The 21,536-nt window shown below is 64.9% G+C and carries 13 protein-coding genes; 3 read left to right on the top strand and 10 right to left on the bottom strand.

The window, feature by feature from the left end:
* The first annotated feature begins 129 nt into the window (after positions 1-129).
* A complete protein-coding gene (gene upp, locus QRM89_RS07450; protein ID WP_011037528.1) occupies positions 130-762 on the top strand; it encodes a uracil phosphoribosyltransferase in 633 nt (210 codons plus the stop codon).
* Between the two features lie 322 nt (positions 763-1,084).
* Here the strand turns inward: upp and QRM89_RS07445 are convergent, their stop codons facing one another.
* The 6 genes from QRM89_RS07445 to rsmD all read right to left on the bottom strand — a co-directional run bounded on the left by QRM89_RS07445 (position 1,085) and on the right by rsmD (position 7,082).
* On the bottom strand, positions 1,085-2,845 hold the full coding sequence (locus tag QRM89_RS07445) for a glycoside hydrolase family 9 protein (RefSeq protein WP_285447684.1): 1,761 nt from the start codon (positions 2,843-2,845) through the stop codon (positions 1,085-1,087).
* A gap of 298 nt (positions 2,846-3,143) precedes the next feature.
* Positions 3,144-4,925 carry a gamma-glutamyltransferase gene (gene ggt / locus QRM89_RS07440; protein ID WP_285447683.1) on the bottom strand — a complete coding sequence of 594 codons (1,782 nt, stop codon included), beginning with the start codon at positions 4,923-4,925 and terminating at the stop codon, positions 3,144-3,146.
* Complete coding sequence (locus QRM89_RS07435) at positions 4,922-5,206, bottom strand: YfhL family 4Fe-4S dicluster ferredoxin (protein ID WP_285447682.1); 285 nt, start codon at positions 5,204-5,206, stop codon at positions 4,922-4,924. The genes ggt and QRM89_RS07435 overlap by 4 nt, the downstream gene beginning before the upstream one ends.
* 201 nt (positions 5,207-5,407) lie before the next feature.
* Positions 5,408-5,905, bottom strand: a complete 498-nt coding sequence (locus QRM89_RS07430) for a hypothetical protein (RefSeq protein WP_014508077.1) — start codon at positions 5,903-5,905, stop codon at positions 5,408-5,410.
* Positions 5,906-5,955: 50 nt separating this feature from the next.
* Positions 5,956-6,462, bottom strand: coding sequence for a pantetheine-phosphate adenylyltransferase (gene coaD / locus QRM89_RS07425; protein ID WP_011037533.1), 507 nt, complete (start codon positions 6,460-6,462; stop codon positions 5,956-5,958).
* Positions 6,459-7,082: a 16S rRNA (guanine(966)-N(2))-methyltransferase RsmD gene (gene rsmD / locus QRM89_RS07420; RefSeq protein ID WP_075285595.1), complete on the bottom strand. Its 624-nt coding sequence runs from the start codon at positions 7,080-7,082 to the stop codon at positions 6,459-6,461. The genes coaD and rsmD overlap by 4 nt, the downstream gene beginning before the upstream one ends.
* A gap of 240 nt (positions 7,083-7,322) precedes the next feature.
* Here rsmD and htpG point away from each other — a divergent pair, with 240 nt between their 5' ends.
* Together htpG and QRM89_RS07410 are read left to right on the top strand one after the other, a co-directional pair.
* Positions 7,323-9,227, top strand: coding sequence for a molecular chaperone HtpG (htpG, locus tag QRM89_RS07415; protein ID WP_285447680.1), 1,905 nt, complete (start codon positions 7,323-7,325; stop codon positions 9,225-9,227).
* Between the two features lie 256 nt (positions 9,228-9,483).
* Positions 9,484-10,173 carry a hypothetical protein gene (locus QRM89_RS07410; RefSeq protein WP_285447679.1) on the top strand — a complete coding sequence of 230 codons (690 nt, stop codon included), beginning with the start codon at positions 9,484-9,486 and terminating at the stop codon, positions 10,171-10,173.
* Positions 10,174-10,339: 166 nt separating this feature from the next.
* Here QRM89_RS07410 and QRM89_RS07405 read toward each other — a convergent pair whose 3' ends face one another.
* From QRM89_RS07405 to QRM89_RS07390, 4 genes are all read right to left on the bottom strand, one after another.
* Positions 10,340-12,715, bottom strand: a complete 2,376-nt coding sequence (locus QRM89_RS07405) for a glycoside hydrolase family 127 protein (protein WP_285447678.1) — start codon at positions 12,713-12,715, stop codon at positions 10,340-10,342.
* Positions 12,716-12,865: 150 nt separating this feature from the next.
* The gene (locus QRM89_RS07400) at positions 12,866-15,760 is read right to left on the bottom strand and encodes a TonB-dependent receptor (RefSeq protein ID WP_042598552.1); all 2,895 of its coding nucleotides are present in this window, start codon (positions 15,758-15,760) and stop codon (positions 12,866-12,868) included.
* A 529-nt stretch (positions 15,761-16,289) separates the two neighbouring features.
* Complete coding sequence (locus tag QRM89_RS07395; protein ID WP_285447677.1) at positions 16,290-18,638, bottom strand: S9 family peptidase; 2,349 nt, start codon at positions 18,636-18,638, stop codon at positions 16,290-16,292.
* Positions 18,639-18,872: 234 nt separating this feature from the next.
* Complete coding sequence (locus QRM89_RS07390; RefSeq protein ID WP_285447676.1) at positions 18,873-21,227, bottom strand: Tat pathway signal protein; 2,355 nt, start codon at positions 21,225-21,227, stop codon at positions 18,873-18,875.
* Positions 21,228-21,536 lie beyond the last annotated feature (309 nt).

The following is a 21,536-nucleotide window of genomic DNA, read 5'->3' as shown; positions in this document are numbered from 1 at the left end:
GAATGGGTGTGCACACTATGTCCGCGACGTTTCACCGACATGACATATGCAAGCACCATCACACACCCTGTGTGGCGACGCTGCGGCCGGCTGCGGCACACTGTGGGCCTCTCCCGCACGCTGCCGCCCATGAAAATCGTCGAAGTCCGTCATCCCCTGGTCCAGCACAAGATCGGCCTGCTGCGTGATGCAGCGTTGAGCACCAAGGGCTTCCGCGAACTGGTGACCGAGCTGGGCACGCTGCTGGCCTACGAGGCCACGGCCAATCTGGACACCGAATCGCACGTGCAGCCGGGCTGGGCCGGGCCGGTGGAAGTGCAACGCATCGCCGGCGCCAAGATCACCCTGGTGCCGATCCTGCGCGCCGGCTTGGGGATGCTGCCTGGCGTGCTGGCGTTGATTCCCGCCGCGCGCGTCAGCGTGGTCGGCCTGCAGCGCGATGAAGAAACCCTGCAACCGGTGCCGTATTTCGAGCGCCTCACCGGCCGCCTGGAAGAACGCGATGCGCTGATCCTGGACCCGATGCTGGCCACCGGCGGCACGCTGATCGCCACCATCGACATGCTCAAGCGCGCTGGCGCACGGCGCATCAAGGGCATCTTCCTGGTCGCCGCGCCCGAAGGGCTGAAAGCGCTGGAAGCGGTGCACCCGGACGTGGAGGTCTATACCGCCGCCATCGACGACCACCTCAACGAAAAAGGCTACATCCTGCCCGGCCTGGGCGACGCCGGCGACCGGATTTTTGGTACGCGGGTGGAGTGAGCTTTCCAGCTGAAGTGAGTTTCCCAGCTGAGATGAGCGTCCCAAGCGTCCAGATCAAAGACCGACGCGCGCTGCACTATCCGACCGCGCTGCAACCGCGCCGATAAGATGAATCGGCGGCTTTAAGCCCCTCTCCTACGGGAGAGGGGTTGGGGTGAGGGTACGGCAAGCGATGCTCGCGGCGATTCACTTCTGCCGACGCGTAGCGACGCGTTTGTCATGTCAGGCATCGGCATTTCGCTGAGGCGCCCCTCATCCGGCGCTATGCGCCACCTTCTCCCGACGGGAGAAGGAAAACCGCGTCGACGCGCTGAAGCCTGCCTCAGCGGGTCGACGCCTCGATCGCCGCACTTACATACACCAGCGGCGCATTCCAGTTGATTGCCACCTCGTTCGTTGCGTAGCTGCAGGTATTGTCCAGATACGACAGTGCGGCCAACTTGGACGGATACGCCACCTTGCAGTCCTTCGCATCTTGTTGGCCCGGCTGCGGGCCACCGGCCAGCCAGCCCGGCACGGGCGCCTCGATGCCGTCTGCTTCGGATGGGCGATGGTGGATATGCATCGGGGTGCGCTGCCCGACCCCGGTGACGAACGACAGCCCCAGCGGATTGCGCCCCAGGATGTAGTCCAGCTGCGATTGCGCCGCATCCAGATAACGACGTTGCTGCGTCACCCGGTAGCCCTGCAGCAGCATCATGGCCTGATTGAGTACCACCGCGTTACTGCCCCAGACAAAGTCGTTGTCGGCCATGGCCAACCGCCACGGCGATGCCTGCCACTGCTCGCCCAGGCGCTGCGCCAGCCCGCTGATTTCGCCTTCGATCCGTGCGCGGTCGGCATGCGGCGTGAGCTGCTCACGGTGGGCGGCCAACGACATCCAGGCCAATCCACCCACATTGCTCCACCCCGGCACGCTGGCATGTACGTTGCGCGCCAGCATGGCGTCGTAGAACGCGTCCTCGCGCGTGCTCACATAGAGCTCCGCTGCTGCCCAGGCGAATTCGTCGTCTACGGTGGCGTCGTCGTAGCCGCCGGTACGCACGTCGTCAGGCTGGCGATAGATCACGTTCGGGTGTTGTTGCGCCCATGCCCAGGCGCTGCGTGAGGCCTTCAACATGCGCGCCGACGCGCCTGGATACTGCTTGTCGAACGGCGCATACACGCGACTGGCCGCCGCCATCACCGCGGCAAAATCCAGCGTGGCGGCGGTGGCCTTCATCACCACATAGCGCTGCTGCTTGGCCTGGTCCGGCATCACCAGCCCATCGAACTGCTTGTCGGTGAGCTTGTGGTACACCCCGCCATCGGCCGGGTCCTGCATGGCCAGCATCCATTCCAGGTTCCACCAGGTTTCCTGCAGGATGCCGGGCACGCCGGGCGCATCGTTGGGAATGGTGAGTGCCTGCGCCTTGAACAGCGCCGGGTAGTGCTCATACGCGGCCAGCAAGGTGTAGGTGCTGATGCCGGAATTGACGATGTACTTGTTGTAGTCGCCCGCGTCGTACCACCCCTTGGGCGCGCTGATCACGCTGTTGGCCGGGCGCGTGGCAGACGCCGCCGACGGATGGATGCGCACATCGGTGTCCGGATGCCCGGCCGCGCGCGCGTAGCGCCCGGCAAATTGTGCCGGCAACTCGGTACTGGCACGGTTGTAGTAGAACGCCTTCAGCGAAGCATCCACGACCGGCTGGTAGGCACCGGCTGCAATCGGAAATGCATCCGAGGCCGGCATGCCGGCGATCTTCAACCGATACGTGCCCGGCGTGCGCAGTGCGGAAAAGTCGGCCACCCGTGCCTGTTGCCCCGCCGGTGCCCAACTGGCCGCTGGCGACAAGCTGCCCTCCAGCACGCGAGCGCCCTTGGCATCCTCCACCGTGAAGCGGTCTGGACTGGCCGCAGCAGACGCCGGCAAGCCGACCACCGCCAGCTTGGCCGATCCCGGCAGATAGCCGAGTTGATTGACGTGGATGGTGGCGCCAGCGGCCGGCGTGGTGCCGGCAGTGCCGGTCGTGTCCGCCGCACAGGCGGCGATGGGCGATGCGATCACCATGGCGGTGAGCAGGGTCTGGAAAATGGTCATGCCACGATGGTCGCCAAATCGACGCACACCGACAAGTCCAATCCAGACATAGGCCACTGCGCCAAACCGCATTGCTGCTAGCGAAGGTGTGGCGTGCAAGCGCTTGGGCCAGCGTGGGTCAGTACTGTGTGCAGGCCCCAGTTGAAACGTTTCGCAGCGCGGCGTTGCTGATCACTTTGCCGCTCAGAGCCGAGCCGCTCAGCAAGATCGCGCACAAGATCGCGCATCAGCAAAAGTGCGCGCTTCGTCGAACGCTTCCGTCATGCCTGCTCCGGGAAACGGCGCAGGCATGCGGGACTCACCGCGCCGGCGTTGCCAGCTGCACTTCAGCCTTGCCCACCGGATTACGCGGATCACTACCACCGCTGAGCACGTTGCGGCGCTTGTCCCATTCCACGGTCTGGAAATTACCCCAGACGTGGCTGGAACCTCGGCCGCCTTCGGCGGTGTCACCCGGCAACTTGAGCGCGTGGCCCATCGCTTCCAGCGCCTTGGCGGTTTGCGGCGAGAACGCATTGCTCTCGGCCTCGATGACGTCCGGCAACCACTGGTGGTGATACCGCGGCAAGGCACTGACCTGCTGCGCGTCCAGGCCGGCGTCGTAACCCAGGATGCCGAGCAGCACCATGGTGATGATGCGGCTGCCGCCTGGGGTGCCGAGCACGGCGACCTTGTCGGCCGACTCCATGAAGGTGGGCGTCATCGAGCTGAGCATGCGCTTGCCCGGCTTGGGCGCGTTGGCGGCATAGCCCATCACGCCAAACGCGTTCGGGGTGCCGGGCTTGAGCGCAAAGTCGTCCATCTCGTCGTTGAGCAGCACGCCGGTGCCCTTGGGGATCAGCCCGGAGCCGTACAGCAGGTTCACCGTCTGGGTGGCGCCCACGCGGTTGCCTTCGCCATCGATGATGGAAAAGTGCGTGGTCTCGTCGTCTTCCAGCGGCGTCGGGTTGCCCGACAGCAGGTTGCTCGGCGTGGCCTTGTCCGGATTGATGGTGGCACGCAGGCCCTGCGCGTAATCCTTGCTGGTCAGCACGCGCTGCGGTACGTCGACAAAGTCCGGGTCGCCCAGGAAAAAGGTGCGGTCACGGTAGGCGCGGCGCATCGCTTCCACCACCAAATGAGTGCGGTGCGCGTCGTCGAGCGTGTTCAAGTCCCAGCCTTCCAGGATCTGCAGCATCGCCGCGAGTGCAATACCACCAGAAGAAGGCGGCGGCGCGGTGGTGACCTTCCAGCCGCGGTAATCGAACTGGATCGGCGTGCGCTCCTTGACCTGATACCCGGCCAGCTCGGCCGCGGTCCAGCGCCCACCGGCCTGCTTGACGCCGGCCAGCAGTTTCTTGGCGGTCTCGCCCTTGTAGAAACCGTCAAAGCCCTTGTCGCCCAGCAGCGTCAGGGTATGCGCGAGCTCGGGCTGCTTGAAGATGTCGCCTTCGGCAATGGGTTTTCCGCCGCGCAAGTAAACCTCGCGCGTGCCGGGGTAGCGCTCCATCACTTCGCGCCGCGAGGCGTAGCCCTTGGCCATGCGCGCATACACCGGGAAGCCCTCGGTAGCGATGCGGATCGCCGGTGCCAGCGATTGGGTGAGCGGCAGCCGGCCGTGCTTGGCCGCCAGTTCCACCAGCGCCGCCGGCAAACCGGGGATGCCGGCCGACCACGGGCCGTTGACCGAGCGGTCGCGGTCCAGCCCGCCGTTCTTGTCCAAAAACTGTGCGGAAGTGGCGGACTCCGGCGCGTACTCGCGCGCGTCCAGCATCACGTCCTTGCCGGTCTTGGCGTCGTGCAACAGAAAGAACCCGCCGCCGCCCAGCCCCGAGCTGATCGGCTCGACCACCGCCAGCGTGGACGACACCGCGATCGCCGCATCGAAGGCATTGCCGCCTTCGCGCAGGATCTGCAGCCCGGCATCGGTGGCCAGCGCATGGCCACTGGCCACCGCCGCACCCGGCGGATGCGTGGCGGTGCCGGCGGGCGGCGGCGTGGCCGCTGCGGCGTCGGGCTGGGCCGACCACGCGGCTGGGGCGACCACGAAGGCCAGCAACAACACGCCACGCGGGAACAAGCGTCGGGGGGAAGTGATCACGGGGAGGGAGGCTCCTGTTCGTACAGTTCGGGATGATCGCGCTGCAGCTGCATGAGCTTGGCCAGCAGTTGATCATGTGTTTCCGGGATCGTCGGGTCCGGGTCGATGCATTCCACCGGGCACACCACCACGCACTGCGCCTCGTCGAAATGGCCGACACATTCGGTGCAGCGCGCCGGATCGATCACATAGATGGTTTCGCCCATCGAGATGGCCTGATTCGGGCACGCCGGCTCGCAGACGTCGCAGTTGACGCACAGCTCGTTGATCTTCAGCGACATGTGGAGGCCACCTGCGGGGCCAGGCCCAGGCGAAGCAGCTGCCCGTGCGCGACGGCACAGGCACTGCGATGGACGCCGCCGGTGGCGGTGTCGAGGAACGGCCCCGAAGGGCCGACCCGGATGGAGTGCAACGTCAGCAGCATGGTGCGTTTCCACGCCGCGGCCGGATGCGCCCTCCCGCGCACCCGGCCTGGTACGGCATTACTTGGCTTCAACGAAGATGTATTCCGCGCCCTTGGGCTGGATGATGGTCTGCACGCGCGCGTTCTCGGCGGCATTGCCGATGAACAACACGCGCACGCCCTTCATCGAATCCGGCTGTACGTCCTTGAACGCAGCTTCGATCAGGTCGGCCATCTTGGTGGAGGCCGACGAACCGAAGGCCAGCATGTTGCCCGGCTGCACGCCACGGGCCAGCGCGGTCTTGACGCTTTCCAGCTGACGCTCGTAGCTGCCGGCGAACTCGGCATCGGATTCCGGCGGCAAGTAGTACAGGAACGGGCTGTTGGTGGTGGTGCCCAGGTTCTGGCCAACCACTTCCTGCAGGTACTTCTTCCAGCCGGCGTTGTCGTCCTTGGCCGGAGCGGTCAGCGCAGCCGGAGCGGCAGCGGCGGTCGGTGCCGGCTCTTCCTTCTTGCAGGCGGTGACGGCCAGAGCGGCGATCGAAGCGAGCGCCAGCGCGCGCATGGTGTGTTTCATGAAACTCCTCCCTTTGAAAAGCGTGTGGTGGTGTTGACTGCTGAGACGGTTCAGACCTGGGCGCGCGATTCACGCACCTGGCGCAAGGCATCGACGACCGACGCCGGAACGAAACCGGACACATCCCCGCCCAGCCGCGCGATTTCGCGCACCAGCGAAGACGAGATGAAGCTGTACTGCTCGGCCGGGGTGAGGAACAGCGTTTCCACCTCCGGGATCAGATGGCGATTCATGCTGGCCATCTGGAATTCGTATTCGAAGTCGGACACCGCACGCAGGCCGCGCAGCAGCACGCCAGCGCCCATGTCGCGCACGAAATGCGCCAGCAAGGTATCGAAACCGCGCACTTCCACATTGGCATGCGCCGCCAGGGCTTCCTGGGCGAGTTCGACGCGACGCTCCAACGGCAGCGCCGGGCCCTTGGACGGGCTGTAGGCAACGCCCACCACCACACGCTCGAACAACGGCGCGGCGCGATTCACCAGGTCGATATGGCCATTGGTGATCGGGTCGAAGGTACCGGGATAGACAGCGGTGCGGCTGTTGGCCACGCTCATACGGAAGCTACCGGGGTCGGATCGCCGTTCAGTGTAGCAGCGGCCCGGCGATACAGCGCATAGCGCACCTCACGGGTGGCGCCCTCGCGGTGCAGGTGCCAGCCCGGCGGTACCTGCGGCGGCAACTCGGCCGGCGTTTCCAGGTACAGCCAGGCGTCGGCGGCCAGATGCGGCGAGAGCCGTTCCAGCACCGGCGCCCATAGCCCGGCGGCAAATGGCGGGTCGACAAACACCAGATCCACCTGGCTGGTGGGCGCGCGCTCCAGCCAGCGCAGCGCATCGTCCTGCAGCACCTGCACCTGCTCGGCGGCGCCCAGCCGGGCCACGTGCTCACGCAGGCGTTGCGCCAGCCCGGGGTCGCGTTCGATCAGCAGCGCATGCGCGGCACCCCGCGAGACTGCCTCCAGCCCCAGCGCGCCGGAGCCGGCGAACAGGTCCAGCACGCGCGCACCAGCCAGGCGCGGCATCAGCCAGTTGAACAGCGTTTCGCGCACGCGGTCGCTGCTGGGCCGCAACCCGGGCAGCTGTGGCACCGACAAACGCGTATTGCGCCAGCGCCCGCCCACGATGCGCACCTGCCCTTCCGCCGCGCCGCTGGCCGGCCGTGCAGCGCGGCTCATCGGCGCACGCACGTGGTCGGCTGATGAAGGCAAGGCAGCAACGGGGCGGCAGGCGTCATGGGCAGGCAATGCAAGAACCGGTGCCCATGATAGCGCTGCGGCCGCCATGGCCGCGCCGTGTCCCGGGCGGCCGCTGCATTGCTGAATCCTGCCATCAGGCCTTGAAAAATTTCGCATGCAGCCTCATCCCCCAGGCCATCGGCCGCACTGCGGCCCAGGCCACCACGGAGCACGACCACAATGACCGTTGATACCGACAAGCAGACGCTGGGCTTCCAGACCGAGGTCAAGCAGCTGCTGCAGCTGATGATCCACTCGCTGTATTCCAACAAGGAAATCTTCCTGCGCGAGCTGGTGTCCAATGCCGCCGACGCCGCCGACAAGCTGCGCTTCGAAGCCTTGGTCAAGCCCGAGCTGCTGGAAGGCAGCGGCGAGCTGCGCATCCGCGTCGACTTCGACAAGGAGGCGCGCACCGTCACCATCGACGACAACGGCATCGGCATGAGCCGCGAGGACGCGGTGTCCCACCTGGGCACCATCGCCAAGTCCGGCACCGCCGACTTCCTCAAGCATCTGAGCGGCGACCAGAAGAAGGACGCCAACCTCATTGGCCAGTTCGGCGTGGGCTTCTACAGCGCCTTCATCGTTGCCGACCAAGTCGATGTGTATTCGCGCCGCGCCGGCCTGCCCGCCAGCGACGGCGTGCATTGGTCCTCGCGCGGTGAGGGCGAGTTCGAAGTCGCCAGCATCGACAAGCCCGAGCGCGGCACCCGCATCGTGCTGCACCTCAAGGAGGGCGAAGATTCCTTTGCCGATGGCTGGACCCTGCGCAACATCCTCAAGAAGTATTCCGATCACATCGGCCTGCCGATCGAGATGCGCAAGGAGCACTACGGCGAAGACGCCGACAAGCCCGCCGAACCCGAGTGGGAAGTGGTCAACCGCGCCAGCGCGCTGTGGACCCGCCCCAAGTCCGAGATCAAGGCCGAGGAGTACCAGGAGTTCTACAAGCACGTCGCGCACGATGCGGGCAACCCGCTGGCGTGGAGCCATAACAAAGTCGAAGGCAAGCTGGATTACACCTCGCTGCTGTTCGTACCCGGCCGCGCCCCGTTCGACCTGTATCACCGCGATTCGGCCAAGGGCCTGAAGCTGTACGTGCAGCGCGTTTTCATCATGGACCAGGCCGAACAGTTCCTGCCGCTGTATCTGCGTTTCATCAAAGGCGTGGTGGATTCGGCCGACCTGTCGCTCAATGTCTCGCGCGAGATCCTGCAGTCTGGCCCGGTGGTGGATTCGATGAAGTCCGCGCTGACCAAGCGTGCGCTGGACATGCTGGAAAAACTGGCCAAGGACAAGCCGGATGACTACGCCACCTTCTGGCGCAACTTCGGCCAGGCGCTGAAGGAAGGCCCCGCCGAGGACTACGCCAACCGCGAAAAGGTCGCCGGCCTGCTGCGTTTCTCGTCCACCCACGACACCACCGGCGCGCAGAGCGTGGCGCTGGCCGATTACGTGGGCCGCATGACCGAAGGTCAGGACAAGCTGTACTACCTCACCGGCGAGAGCTACGCGCAGATCAAGGACAGCCCGCACCTGGAGGTGTTCCGCAAGAAGGGCATCGAAGTGCTGCTGCTCACCGACCGCATCGACGAATGGCTGATGAGCTACCTCACCGAATTCGACGGCAAGTCGTTCGTGGACGTGGCCCGCGGCGATCTGGACCTGGGCAAGCTGGATTCGGAAGAAGACAAGAAGGCGCAGGAAGAAGTCGCCAAGTCCAAGGAAGGCCTGGCCTCGCGCATCAAGGCCGCCCTTGGCGACGACGTGGCCGAAGTACGCGTCTCGCACCGCCTGACCGACTCCCCCGCCATCCTGGCCATCGGACAGGGCGACCTGGGCCTGCAGATGCGTCAGCTGCTCGAAGCCAGCGGCCAGGCCGTTCCGGAAACCAAGCCGGTGTTCGAATTCAACCCGGCCCACCCGCTGATCGAAAAGCTGGATGCGGAACAAGATATGGACCGGTTTGGCGATTTGAGCCGGGTGCTGTTCGACCAGGCTGCGCTGGCGGCGGGTGATAGCCTCAAGGACCCGGCCGGGTATGTGCGGCGGTTGAATAAGTTGTTGTTGGAGTTGTCGGCTTAAAGCTTACGACACACTGGTGATACACCAAGACCGGCGCATGCGCCGGTCTTTTTTTATGTCTATCCTGGCTTATGGAAGACGCCTCACCTGCGTCGCAGATCACTTACCGAGTGGAACGTCATCATCAGAGCGTTGAACGCGCGCCAACCGCCACTGTGAGTGCAGCAGGCATGCCACCCGCACTCGCGACATGGCCAATACACAAAACAATTGAATTGACCTGACTCCGGCAATGCAACAAGGCAGAACTGCAATGATGAACAATCGATTCCTACTTGCACTGCTCGCCACTTTGGCGGCCTCATTTCCGGCATGGAGTTCGGATATCGGCAAACCAGCAACTTGGCAATCATCGCGATCCGCTGAACTCAATCGAACCCGCGACCTTCCCAAATTGACCGAAGCATTGATCCCCAATTTCGATCCCGATGGCAACATCGTCCCGACAACCGTCAGCGAAGCGCAATTCATCGATCTTGATAACGATGGAACGTTGGAGCTTGTTGCGCTGGTCGACTATGCGGGACGACAGTTTTTCAGCACGATAATTGTCATCACGACCGTCAATGCAAAGCCGGTCGTGGTGACATACCGCAGCAACGGCGCCAACATGGATCGCCTGGGCGAGCGCATCATTACAGAACCTGAAAACCCGAAAAAATTGATTGTCGCAGACCGTTTCATCGGGGGATACAAAGGGTCGACGGCAAGCGCCAAAGAACAGCGACTTCTGGAACTCAGATCGGCCACACTGGAGGATGTCAGCGCGCACTATCCCAGTTACTACCTCACCAAGCGTCTACCCGCACTGGAAAAACAGGCCCGCATGTCTGCTCCAATCGATAATGCAGACGACGTCGGGCTTGGCTCGATGAATGCCGACGAGAATAGGCGTGTGCTCAGGCAGGAGATAGAACGGGCTCGGGAACAGTCGCTAGGCAAGTGATGCATTGGTTCCATCCGTGCCTGGATTTGAGACGCTCCAATAGAGTATCGCCAGCTGCTGCGGCGTAGATGGATCGATTGGCTCGTCCACATGCCGCACCCGTAGTCGGGCTGTCGATGGGATGACTCGCTCTCATCGTGGATAGTGAGCTTGGGTCGGCACAAGTTCACGCCGACTCCAGCACCCAACATCCGAACGCCGGCCCGGCCGAGTAGCCGGTTTCTGGTTCGATGCGTATCTGCAGGATGGCGCGGCCTGCCACCGCTGCTGGCAGGGCGTAATCCACATCGACGAAGTCCAGGCCGCGATTGCCGTCCAGGCGTTCGTTGGCGATGAGTTCGCCGTCGGCGAGGATGCGGAAGCGGCGGCGGGTTTCATCGCCCCAGTAGCGCAGGCGCAGCACGCGGGCGGTTGCGGTGTTGCGCAGGGTAAAGGCGATGAAGCCACCGGTGCGGGCGTCGCGGCCGGCGCGGCGGCGGTAGCTCAGCGCGTAGGAGCCGTCGCTCTGCAGGGCGTGTGCTTTTTCGGAGGCGTCGTCGCCCAGGGCGACCCAGTCCAGTGCACTGGCATCGAGCGCACGCTGGCGTGCGGCGGCGGCGTCCTGTTCGGCCTGGCGTTGCTGCCAGTCCGTGGCGCTGCGGTGTTCCAGATAGACCGCGCTGCGGCGGTCGAACTGCGCGTAGAACGGTGAAAAGCGCCACTGTTGGCCGCCGTCGCTGTAGACGTAGCTGCCCTGCTCTGCCGCTGGTTGCAGCTGCTGCAGGACCTCGTTACCGCCGATCAGCGCCGGCGTCTTGCCCGACCACGGCGTGGCGGCATCGCCCAGATCTGCCGCCAGCACCAATGGCCCGCGCAGCACCGAGACCCAGGCGGGGTCATCGGGCGTGGCTTCCAGCCGCAATGGCATCTGCAGGCTGAGGTTGAGCGTGTCGCCTGGGTGCCAGATGCGCGTGACCCGCAGATAGCCATCGACAGCCGCTGCGTCCACAACCGCGCCATTGAGCTGCAGCACCGGCGCGGCCGCCCAGCCGGGTACCCGCAGCGAGAGCGTGCGCTGCGCTGCGGGAGCAGCGTCGATACGCAGCGAGACGCTGCCTTGCGCCGGCAGCGCGCTGTGCAAGGTCATGTCCAGCCCGGCTGCGTTACGCACGCGCGACGGCACATACAGATTGATCGCCACGCCCTGCCCGTCCTCCCAGTAAATCGAGTCACCGAACTGGGCGTGCGCCTCCATGCCGCTGCCGACGCAACACCAGAAATCATCGAACGGCGATGACCAGCCGCGCGCCTCGCCGGCCAGCATCGGTGTCATGTAGGTGAACATGCCGGTGCGTGGATGCTGCTGCGCCATCACGTGGTTGAGCAGCGTGCGCTCGTAGTAATCGAAGTACGCGGCTTGCGGGCCCCATTGGTACAGGTGCCGGGTGAGCTTGAGCATGTTGTAGCTGGAACAATGTTCGCAGGTCTGCTCGGTGAGAAACTTCGAGATGCTGTCCGGCTGCTGGAAATATTCGCGGTCGCCATTGCCACCGATTACATAGCTGTGATGGTCGGTGACGGTGTTCCAGAAGAACCGCGCCGCCGCGCCGGAAGCCGCATCACCGGTCACTTCATACTCGCGGGCCAGCCCGATCAGCTTGGGGATATTGGTGTTGGAATGCTGGTGCACCAGTTCGTCGCGTTGTGCGACCAGCGGGTCGAGCACGGCGTGATGATGCAGGCGCTGCGCTAGTGCCAACCACTGTGCATCGCCGGTGCGCACGTGCAACTCGACGAAGGACTCGTTGAGCCCGCCGAACTCGCACGAGAGCACCTTCTGCAGCTGCGTGTCGTCCAGTGCGGCAAAGATACCCTGCAGGTAGCCGGCCAGGCCCACCGCGACCTGCAGTGCCTGCGCGTTGTCGCAATGCACATGCACGTCGAGCAGGCCGGCGAACAGCTTGTGCCAGGTGTACAGCGGTGCCCAGCTGCCGTTGAGATAGAACGGTAGCGGCTCGATCTTGCCGCGTTTGAGTTCGTCGAACACCGCGCGGCCGCTCTCGATCTGGCCGGCCGCATTCTTGCGGGTGAAGCCGGCCACGTAGCCATCGCCGGCATGCGCCTGGCAGCGGGCGAGTTCGGCCACCAGGTAGCTGGCGCGCGTGCGGCACTGCGCATCGTCGGTTTGCGCATGCATCAGCGCCAACGCGCTGAGGTAGTGCCCCAGCGTGTGGCCGGCGATGGTGTCCGCCTCCCAGCCACCGTAGGCGGGGGCCTTGGGATCGAGACCGGCGTACAGCACGAAGTTGTGCAGCAAGCGGTCCGGCTGCAAGCGCATCAGATACCGGCGATTGGTGTGCAACGCATCCAGAAACAGCGACGGCATCAGCCGCACCTGCGCCAGCGGCACCGCGCGGATGCTGCCGGGCTGCGCCGCGGCGGCCTGGGCTGGAAAACGCAGGAATCCGGCCGCCACCGCCATGCTGCTCCAGGCCAGAAACCGACGCCGCGACAGGCTCAGCGCAGCATCGTTCACGTCATCAATGGGGTGTGCATGCGTCATCGGACCAGCTTAGCTCCTGTGGGCAACGGCGCAGGGCGCACGCGGTTGCAGTCTGCGGTGGTCGGCCTTGCGCTCGGCGGTGTTGCGGCGTTGTTGCGACGATGGAACGCAAGCGCCGGCAGCACGCACACACGCCCACCACTGCGCCACTCAGAACTTCACCGTGGCACGCGCCCAATAGAACCGGCCCAACAAATCGTAAGTAGCCACGTCAGTATTGGCATTGCCAACATTGTTGGAGTAATACAGCGGCGGCTGCTTGTCGGCGATGTTGTCCACGCCCACCTCAAAGCGCGTGTGCCACGGCTGCACCTCGTAACCCAGCTGCAGATTGTTGTAGACATAGGCGCCGATCTTGCGCACCACGGTGGGCTGGCTGGAATCGGCCGACAGGCTCTGGTCCGGATCGGAATTGCCGATGGCGGTATTGCCGACGTAACGGATGCGCCAGGTTGCGCTCCAGTCGCCCAACGCCCAGCTCACCGTGCCCAGGCCACGCCAGCGCGGGAAGTTGCCATAGGCCTGCGTGTAGCGGCCCACATTGTGGATGGTGACCGAGCTGGGGTCGGTGGTGTCGGGCAGCACGTCATAGCGCGTGAGATAGGTACCATTGAGGCCGACATTGACGTTACCCCATGCGGTTTCCGGCAGGCGATAGGTCAGGTTGAAGTCGATGCCCTTGGCCCACAGCTTGCCCAGATTTACTGTGGGCTCGGCGATGTAGTTGATGGTGCCGTTGCCGTTGCGATGGATCAGCGGGCAGAACGCGCTAGCCGAATTTGCATAGCATTGATTGAGAACGGTCTGCGCGGAGACGGTGGTGATGGTGTCTTCCAGATCGATGCGCCACCAGTCCGCGCTCAGCGAGAGGCCATCGATCCATTGCGGGTCGTACACCAGGCCCACGTCATAGGATTTACCGGTCTCCGGCTTGAGTTGGTAACCGGCCACCGCTGCGCCGGAGACCTTGCCCGACACCTGGCCATCGGACTGCTGATAGCTGCCATCGGTGGGCACGTTGGCACAGGCCACGCTGCTGCCGCCGGTATAGCCATTGCATGGGTCGTTGACGGTGGCCGCATCGCCGGCCACGCCGGCGTACAGCTCGTTGATATTGGGCGCGCGGAACACCTGCGAGGCCGTGCCGCGCAGCAGCAGGTTTTCGATCGGGCGGTACTCCAGCGACACCTTGCTATTGGTCTTGCTGCCCACCGAGCTGTAGTCGGAAAACCGCGTGCCCAGGGTGATGTTCAAGGCATTGATACCCGGCAGGTCCTTGAGCAGCGGGAACAGCGCTTCTGCATAGGCCTCCTTGACATCGAAGCTGCCGCTCAACGTGGAGGCGCAGTATTCGATCACGCCGCACAAGCCGTCCTCATCGCCCGTCCACAACGGGTCGGAGGTGGTGGTGGAGCGCTCCTTGCGATACGACAGACCGGCCGCCAGGCTGGCTGCGCCGGCCGGCATCTCGAACAGTGTGCCGTTGGCATTGGCCTCGAACTGCTTGACGGTATAGACGCTGGTGACAATCGGGTTGACCACCATGCCCTGCAGTGTTGCGAGATTGGAGCTGTCGTTGAGGTTGAAGAAATTCAGCGGCGTGCAGCCGGCGATCGCCGCGCCCGCGCTGCCGCACTTGACCACGCCATCGCTGTCCAGAAACGACGGACCGATCGCCTGATTGAACGTGGCGTAGTCCAGGAAGCCGTTGTTAATCGACTTTTGCTTGACCTTGCCGTAGTTGAACGTGGCATCCCATTGCCAGGAGCTGTCACCGAAGCGCCCGCGCAGCCCGGGGCTGATCTGGAAGTTGTAGGTGTTGTACTGGTAGCTGCGATTACCCAGCACGGTGGCGCGGGTATTGAAGTCATTGTACGAGGTGCCGGAGCTGCGATCGGTGCCGAAATTCACCCCGAATGGGTTGTAGTAACTCTGCGACGACACCAGGATGTTGTCGCCGTTGGAAAAGATCGGGATGGGCGCAATGATCGAGGCGGATTCGGTTTTGCTGAACCATGTGTTGACGTAGCCCTCCACGCTGTCGCTGAAGCGATACGTGCCCAGCACAAAGGCATTGGTGCGCTTTTGCGGTGTCTGCAACAGGTTGAACGGCTGGTAGTTGTAGGAATCGGCAGCGGCGTCGTAACAATGGAAATCGCCGGGCCCGGCACGGCCGCTGACACCGCCATTGAGCGTGACACGCGTACAGCCATTCGCTTGCCGCAGCTGATTTGAAGCCTCGGAGCCATCGTTGAAATTGACGGTGCCGGTGGGTGTTGCGGAGGAGCCCTGCTTCACCGGCACGCCATCGGTGAGCGCCAGCGCATCCTTGGAATAGTCGCGTGCGGCGGCGGAAACCGGGTCGATGTTGTGATACGACAGCCCGGCAATCAGGCTGCCGCGCTCGAAAGTCTTGCCGGCGGTCAATGCGAAATTGCGGCGATTGCCATCGCGCTCCTTGCTGGTGCCGAAGTCGCTACTGAATTGCACACCATCAAAGCGCGTACGCAGGATGAAGTTGACCACTCCACCAATGGCATCGGACCCGTACACCGCCGACGCACCATCGCTGAGTACTTCGATGCGTTCGATCATGCTAGCCGGAATGGCATTGACGTCGTTGTAGGCCAGCCGAATGCCGTTGACCAGGACCAGCGTGCGCTTGTCGCCCAGACCACGCAGCGACACGGCCGACGCACCGGTGCCGCCGCCATTGTTGGTGTACGGGTTGGTGGCATTGCCGGCGATCGATGGGAGTTCCTGCAGCAGGTCGCCCACTGTGGCCTTGCCGGTGGCGGCAATCTGCTCCTGGCTGACGGTCACCACCGGGTTGGCGGTTTCGGTATCCACGCGGCGCAGGCGCGAGCCGGTGACCACCACGCTGTCGAGTGTCTGTGTTGCAGCGCCAGTGCCGGCCGCCTGCTGCGCGCAGACAGGTGCAGCGGTGGCAGCCAATGCAAGCAGCACGGCGCTGCCCAGCGTCGTCTGCAAAGGCGTGACCGCACTGAGCGAAGATCTGGCGGAACGCAACGGCAACATCGGCATGCAGGGCTCCTGGTTCGGACAGTAGAGAAATGGCGGGCAACACGTGCCCGTGCCGGCGTGCACCAGCGCGAGTCACCTCACAAAGACATGGCATCTGCGACGTTTCGCGTAGAGGCCCGTAACACGGCGCGCACCGTTCCGGTGCCTTGCATGCACGGCTGCACACGCAAGGCACGTCGTCGCTGCAAACGTTTTTTCGTGCACCGGGTCCGCCCATGCGGCCCGGTTTCATCAGCTGGTCACAATGTGCCTGTGCGCACGCGCGACGTCTTGTCGCATTTGGCGACAGTGCATGCGGAAATTCGCATGGTTCGCCTGTGGACGATCGCTTGTTGGTGGATGACTTCAAGCTGCGGCGCCGCGGTTGCAACTGCAACCCTGGAGCACAAGCCGCAGTATTCACGCAGAGGCGCAGGTTGCGCGCATGCATGCTCCACCACAGTGCTGTGCGACGGCGCCTGATGCATCAGCGCCGCAGCATCCAACCCTCCATGCGCGTGTTGCGCACCATGCAGCGTCGTACAGCGCGCTAAGGTGCCTGCGTAGCGGGCGCTGCCGCAGCGCGATTCCACTCCGGCGTTGGAGTGCGGTGCAACCAGCGCTGGAAGAAATCCAGCAGCCGGCGCTTGCCATAGTCGCCGCCTGCGCCGTGATCGCCGCCGGGCACCACCAGCAGATCGAAATCCTTGCCCGCCTTGATCAGGCGATCGGCCACCTGGAAGGTGCTGGCAGGATCGACATTCTTGTCCATGTCGCCGGTGACCAGCAGCAAATGGCCCTGCAGGCGCGCGGCGTTTTCCACGTTCGAGGATTCGGCGTACCACGGCCCCACCGGCCAGCCCATCCATTGCTCGTTCCACCAGATCTTGTCCATGCGATTGTCGTGGCAGCCTGAGTTCGCCACGCCGGCCACGTAGAACTCGGGATGGAACAGCAACGCGCCCAGCGCGTTCTGCCCGCCGGCCGAGGTGCCGTACACGCCCACCCCGCCGCGAATGTCGTACCAGGGGTAACGGGCGGCGGCCGCCTTGTGCCAGGCGATGCGATCCGGCAAGCCGGCATCCTTGAGATTGCGCCAGGCCACGTCGTGAAACGCGCGCGAGCGGTTGTTGGTGCCCATGCCGTCGATCTGCGCCACTGCAAAGCCCAACCCGGTCAGCGGCGGCGTGCGCGTGGTGAAGCGCTTCGGCACGAACGAGCCCTGCGGCCCGGCGTAGATGTATTCGACGACGCGATACGGCTGCTGGGCATCGAGCTGCTGCGGGCGGAAAATGACGCCCCAGATCTCGGTCTTGCCATCGCGCCCGGGAGTATGGAACGGCAACGGCGGCTGCCAACCGGCCGCCAGCAGATGGCTCAGATCTGTGCGTTCGACCGTGTGTGCCAAGCTGCCATCCGCACTGCGCCGCAGCTCCAGTACCGGCCCCAGGTCCACGCGCGACGACAGGTCCAGAAACCAGCGCCCGTCCGGCGAATAACGCACGTCATGATCTGCGGCCAGCGGCGTCAGTGCGGTCAGGCCGGTGCCGTCCAGGCCGATGCGATAGGCGTGGCGGTAATACGGGTCTTCACCGGGCTGCATGCCGGAGGCGGTGAAGTACACCTGGCCGGCCGCCTCGTCGACATGATCAAGCCTGCGCACCACCCACTCGCCACGGGTGACCTGGCGCTTCACGCGACCAGTGCGGCCATCGTAGAGATACAGGTGTTCCCAGCCATCGCGCTCGGAGGCCCACAGCAGTTGCGCGCCATCGGCAAGATCGTGGCGCGCGTACTTGCCGCCGTCTTCGTTGTCGCCACTGAGTGGCGAGTACTCGATAAAGGTGGGCGAGGTTTCCTCGATCACGGTGCGCGCAACGGCGGTGCCTGCATCCACTTCGATCACGCGGTACAGCTGATGCCCGCGTGCGTTGTATTCGAAGGTCACGCCGCGGCTGTCCTTCCACCATTGCAGCTCGCTAAGGGTGAAGGCGTTGGGCAGCAGGGTCATGTCCACCGGGCGCGCGGTGCGCGTGGCCACGTCGAACAGCACTGGCTGCATCACCGGCAATGGGTCGCCGGGCTTGGGATAGACCTGCTGATGCAGCTTGGGTTGCACGCGATCGGCCGGCGCCGATTCGATGTAATACACGATGTGCGGCGGCGGCGCCTTGACCCGATAGGCGGCCACATGTTGCGAGTCGGGCGACCACACCACCGTGTCGATGGCGTAGAAGTCGCTCGCACTGCCATCGTCACTGATGGCCGTTGGCGTGCCGCCGCCCACCGGGGCGATCAGCAGATTGCCCTGCTCCACCCACACCCGCCAGCGCCCGTCCGGCGAGTGCTTGGCATAGCGCTCGCCCTGCTTGAGCGGGAAACTCATGTCCATCGACTCGGGCCGCACATCGCGCTCGGGCAGGTGCGTGCAGCGGTAACGCGCCAGCTCGCACTGCCAGCCAAGATCTGCCAGCTGAAAGCGCAGCGTCTGCTGTTCCAGCGCAGGATCCTGCAGTTGCAGCGCTGCCGCATCCACGTTGTGTGCGCCGGCCTGGGTCAGCGCGGCGGCAAGACGTGCGTGGTCGAAGGCAGGCGTGTTGCGCCCGCTGGCCGCGTCCACCAGCCGGTACTCGATTGCCGGCGCCTGGCCCTGGCGCATGCTCCCGCGCTGGTACAAAAAGCGCTGCGCATCCACCCATACCGGCGCGCTGGGCTGGCGGTCGACCAGGGCGTCGTAGCGGTCGGTCAACCCGATCGCCGCGGTGTACTGCGCCGGTGTGGGCTCGGCAGGCTGCGCCGCCGCGTGCGCCAGCGTTGGCAGCATCGCAATGCTTAGGCAGCACGCGATGACAATACGAAAGTGCGACAGGCGCGCGGGACGTTGCAACTGCAGGAGCATGGGCCGATCCAGGTGAGAAAGCCGGTGATGGGTGAAGAGCGGCATCGACACTTGCCAAGCGCCAACCCGCCGCAGCGCGATAGCAGTTGGTGGCTGGGCGCACAGGTCGGCTATTTCTTCGATACGTCAAAAGACGAGCATCCAGAACGCGCCGCTACCGGTGCAACATAGGCGGTTCGCAAGCGGCTACACGCCTACGCGCCCCCCAGCATGCAGGCCCGCACCAGCGCACGCTCAGCCGTACCACCCCTGCACGCTCACCGTGCCACCGGTGCCAGGCAGTGCCACACGGTCGCCGTGCGGCCCGTGCAGGCGCGCCGGCTTTCCGTCCACCTCTGCCCGCTGCAGGCGCGTGCCGTGCGGTGGGCGCATGCTGAGCCAGGTCTGCTGCGGGCTGCGCGCGGGGAGCACCACCTGCGCATCGATGCGGCGCTGCTCCGGCAGTGCCTGCAGCATCAGCGTGACCGTGCCCCAGCGCGTGGGCGCAGCAGTGATGCCCACCGTCTTGCCGGTGCCGAGCCAAGCACGCGGCACTGCACGTGCCAGGAATAGCTGCTCGCCGGCGCTGTCATCGCTGACCAGCATCCAGCGCAGCAGCAGCGGGATGGTCATCTGCGCGGGAATGCAGAACAGCGGCATGCCGCCGGTGATGCCACTGACCTCGCCGGCCGTCCAGCTGCCGCGCGTGTGCACCTGATAGCGATGCGCGTACAGGAACAGCAGGTACTCTTCGATGCGGTCCAACCGCAGCAGTTGTTGCGCATAGCCGTAGGAAATAAAGCCAAGCAGATCGCGGCTGCCGGGCTCGGGGGGCGCGATGTTGGCCACCACGCCCAGGCTGGTGCCGCCGTGGCCACGCAGGCAATCGATCACCAGGTTGGCCAATGCCTCCGGCAGCACATCGGCTTGCAATAGTTCGGCATAGGCACGGTGCGGCCATTGCTGTTCGCTGGGCTTTTCCTGCAGCAGCGATTGCCGGAACGTCAGCGTGGTGCCTGGCAGTGGACCAACATACGGTGGTGAGAGATCGCGCCGCACGTTGGCGTGCAGGCTGGCTTCAAGACGCGCGCGCAGTTGCCGGGCGCGGCGCTGCCAGTCCTGCGCGACGGATGGCTCGCCGCCGAGCGTGCGCCAGACCTGTGCGATGTCTTCCCAGCCGCGAATGGTCAGCGCGCTGTTGGCGTAGTACGGCTTCCACCACAGCGACGGATCGGGGAACAGGCAGGCATCGGATTCGTTCCAGCCATGCAGCAAGCCATGGCCATGGGCCTTACGCGGCAACGCCAGCGCCTGGTCGTGCAAGGTGCATAACACCTGCGCGGTGGCAGTGATCCTGGGCAGATGCCGGCGCAGGCGCGTGGCATCACCGGTGTACTGCAGATAGCGCGCCAGCAGCGACAAGGTAAGCCCGAATTGTCCGACCTCCGGCCCACGCATGTTCGGCAGGCCGTCGTCCTGCACGAACCTCTCGAAATAGTTGTCCAGCACCGCGGCCGCCTGGTCGAAGCGCCCCCACTCCAGGTTGGCGTAGAAGGAACTGGTAAAGGTGTCCTGAAAGCCGTCGTACTCGTTGCCGTAGTAGTCGCGCTCGACCGCGCCGTACTTGGGGTAGTCGCCACCGGGGCGCACCACCAGTTCGCGCGCAAACGCAAACTGCGCCATGTCGTTCCAGCTGGCATCGGGCAGCTGCGCCTGCACCGTGCCGCTGAGTGCGTGCTGCCAGTAAGCGGCAAAATCGAGCAACGCCGCATAGAACTGCTCGGCACTGGCCTCGCCACGCACCGGGCCGAAGGCAGGGTAGCTGTGGGTGTAGTGCACCGCTACGATCTGCCCACCTTTCACCTGCATGGTGCGGTGCCAGGTCTGCACCACGAAGCGATCAGTGGCGCGCACATCGGCAAACACCAGCACGTCGTACCACGCATCGGCCTGGCCATCGTGGCGCATGACCTTGCGCACCGCCGGCATCCAGCCGCCGAGCATGCCTTCCTCGCGCCGCTTGATCAGCGCCTCGTCGCCCAACGCGGTAAAGGCATGTTCCGGGCGCGAGGTGCGGCTGCGGCCGTTGGGCAGGATGGGCATGGTGTCGAGCGCTTCGCGCGTGCCGACAAAGGTGGTCCACGGCCAGCGCCCGCCATTGTCCTTGGGATCGAGCAGCGAGGCCGGCGGTGGCGCCACGTCGCGTACCTGCGCCTCGTCCGGGTCGCCATCGCGCAGCAGTCGGTCGGCAAGCAGATCCGCCTCGGCCATCGCCACCTCGGCCAGCGGCAGGCCGAAATACGGCTTGCTTGCGGCGGGATAGGCAGGCTCGGTGCGCTTGTCCAGGCGCAGCATGCCGCTGTCGGTCCAGAGCGTCAGCTGGCCTTGCGGGTCGTCGAGATGCTCGTAGACGGTCCAGTCCTGCTCCAGGTGGCGAAACCGGCAGAGCGTGCTGCCAACATGCGCCGCCGAAGGCAGCGCTTCCAGGCGCAGACGTAGCGGCACAGGCGTGGCGTCGCCGGCCACCGCAGCCGGTACCGCACCGGCACCCGCCACGCCCACCACGGCGGTGGCGGCAATCCCCTGCCGCAAAAACGTTCGACGGTCCATCGTTGCGCCCCTTTCGTGTGTCCACTTTGCATCGTGCGCGCGCACTGGCGCCACGTCTTGTGGTCGCTGCCTGGCAGGCGTGCGGAAATCTGCACAGGCGCGCTGGAGGCTGCAGGCACGTGGAGCTCAGGCATGTGGGGGCATCGCGCGTAGCGAACCAGCGGGGTTATCAGCGTAGGCAGTCTTTGACGGGTGCTCGCGTCGCCACGGACGGGATCAATAGCGGCATGGATGCCACCAACAAGTCTTCATGGATGGATGTACAGTGCCGCCCCGGTGCAGGAAACGTCATGCGCCTGCACGTTGCAG

The sequence above is a fragment of the Xanthomonas sp. LMC-A-07 genome, assembly GCF_030208825.1.
Lineage (GTDB): Bacteria > Pseudomonadota > Gammaproteobacteria > Xanthomonadales > Xanthomonadaceae > Xanthomonas > Xanthomonas campestris.
This window is presented reverse-complemented; position numbering and strand designations above follow the sequence as displayed.

Coding starts and splice junctions, on each gene's coding strand:
- QRM89_RS07390 (WP_285447676.1), bottom strand. CDS start 21,227: ATGGACCGTCGAACGTTTTTGCGGCAGGGGATTGCCGCCACCGCCGTG.
- QRM89_RS07395 (WP_285447677.1), bottom strand. CDS start 18,638: ATGCTCCTGCAGTTGCAACGTCCCGCGCGCCTGTCGCACTTTCGTATT.
- QRM89_RS07435 (WP_285447682.1), bottom strand. CDS start 5,206: ATGTCGCTGAAGATCAACGAGCTGTGCGTCAACTGCGACGTCTGCGAG.
- upp (WP_011037528.1), top strand. CDS start 130: ATGAAAATCGTCGAAGTCCGTCATCCCCTGGTCCAGCACAAGATCGGC.
- QRM89_RS07410 (WP_285447679.1), top strand. CDS start 9,484: ATGAACAATCGATTCCTACTTGCACTGCTCGCCACTTTGGCGGCCTCA.
- QRM89_RS07430 (WP_014508077.1), bottom strand. CDS start 5,905: ATGAAACACACCATGCGCGCGCTGGCGCTCGCTTCGATCGCCGCTCTG.
- htpG (WP_285447680.1), top strand. CDS start 7,323: ATGACCGTTGATACCGACAAGCAGACGCTGGGCTTCCAGACCGAGGTC.
- coaD (WP_011037533.1), bottom strand. CDS start 6,462: ATGAGCGTGGCCAACAGCCGCACCGCTGTCTATCCCGGTACCTTCGAC.
- rsmD (WP_075285595.1), bottom strand. CDS start 7,082: ATGAGCCGCGCTGCACGGCCGGCCAGCGGCGCGGCGGAAGGGCAGGTG.
- QRM89_RS07445 (WP_285447684.1), bottom strand. CDS start 2,845: ATGACCATTTTCCAGACCCTGCTCACCGCCATGGTGATCGCATCGCCC.
- QRM89_RS07400 (WP_042598552.1), bottom strand. CDS start 15,760: ATGCCGATGTTGCCGTTGCGTTCCGCCAGATCTTCGCTCAGTGCGGTC.
- QRM89_RS07405 (WP_285447678.1), bottom strand. CDS start 12,715: ATGACGCATGCACACCCCATTGATGACGTGAACGATGCTGCGCTGAGC.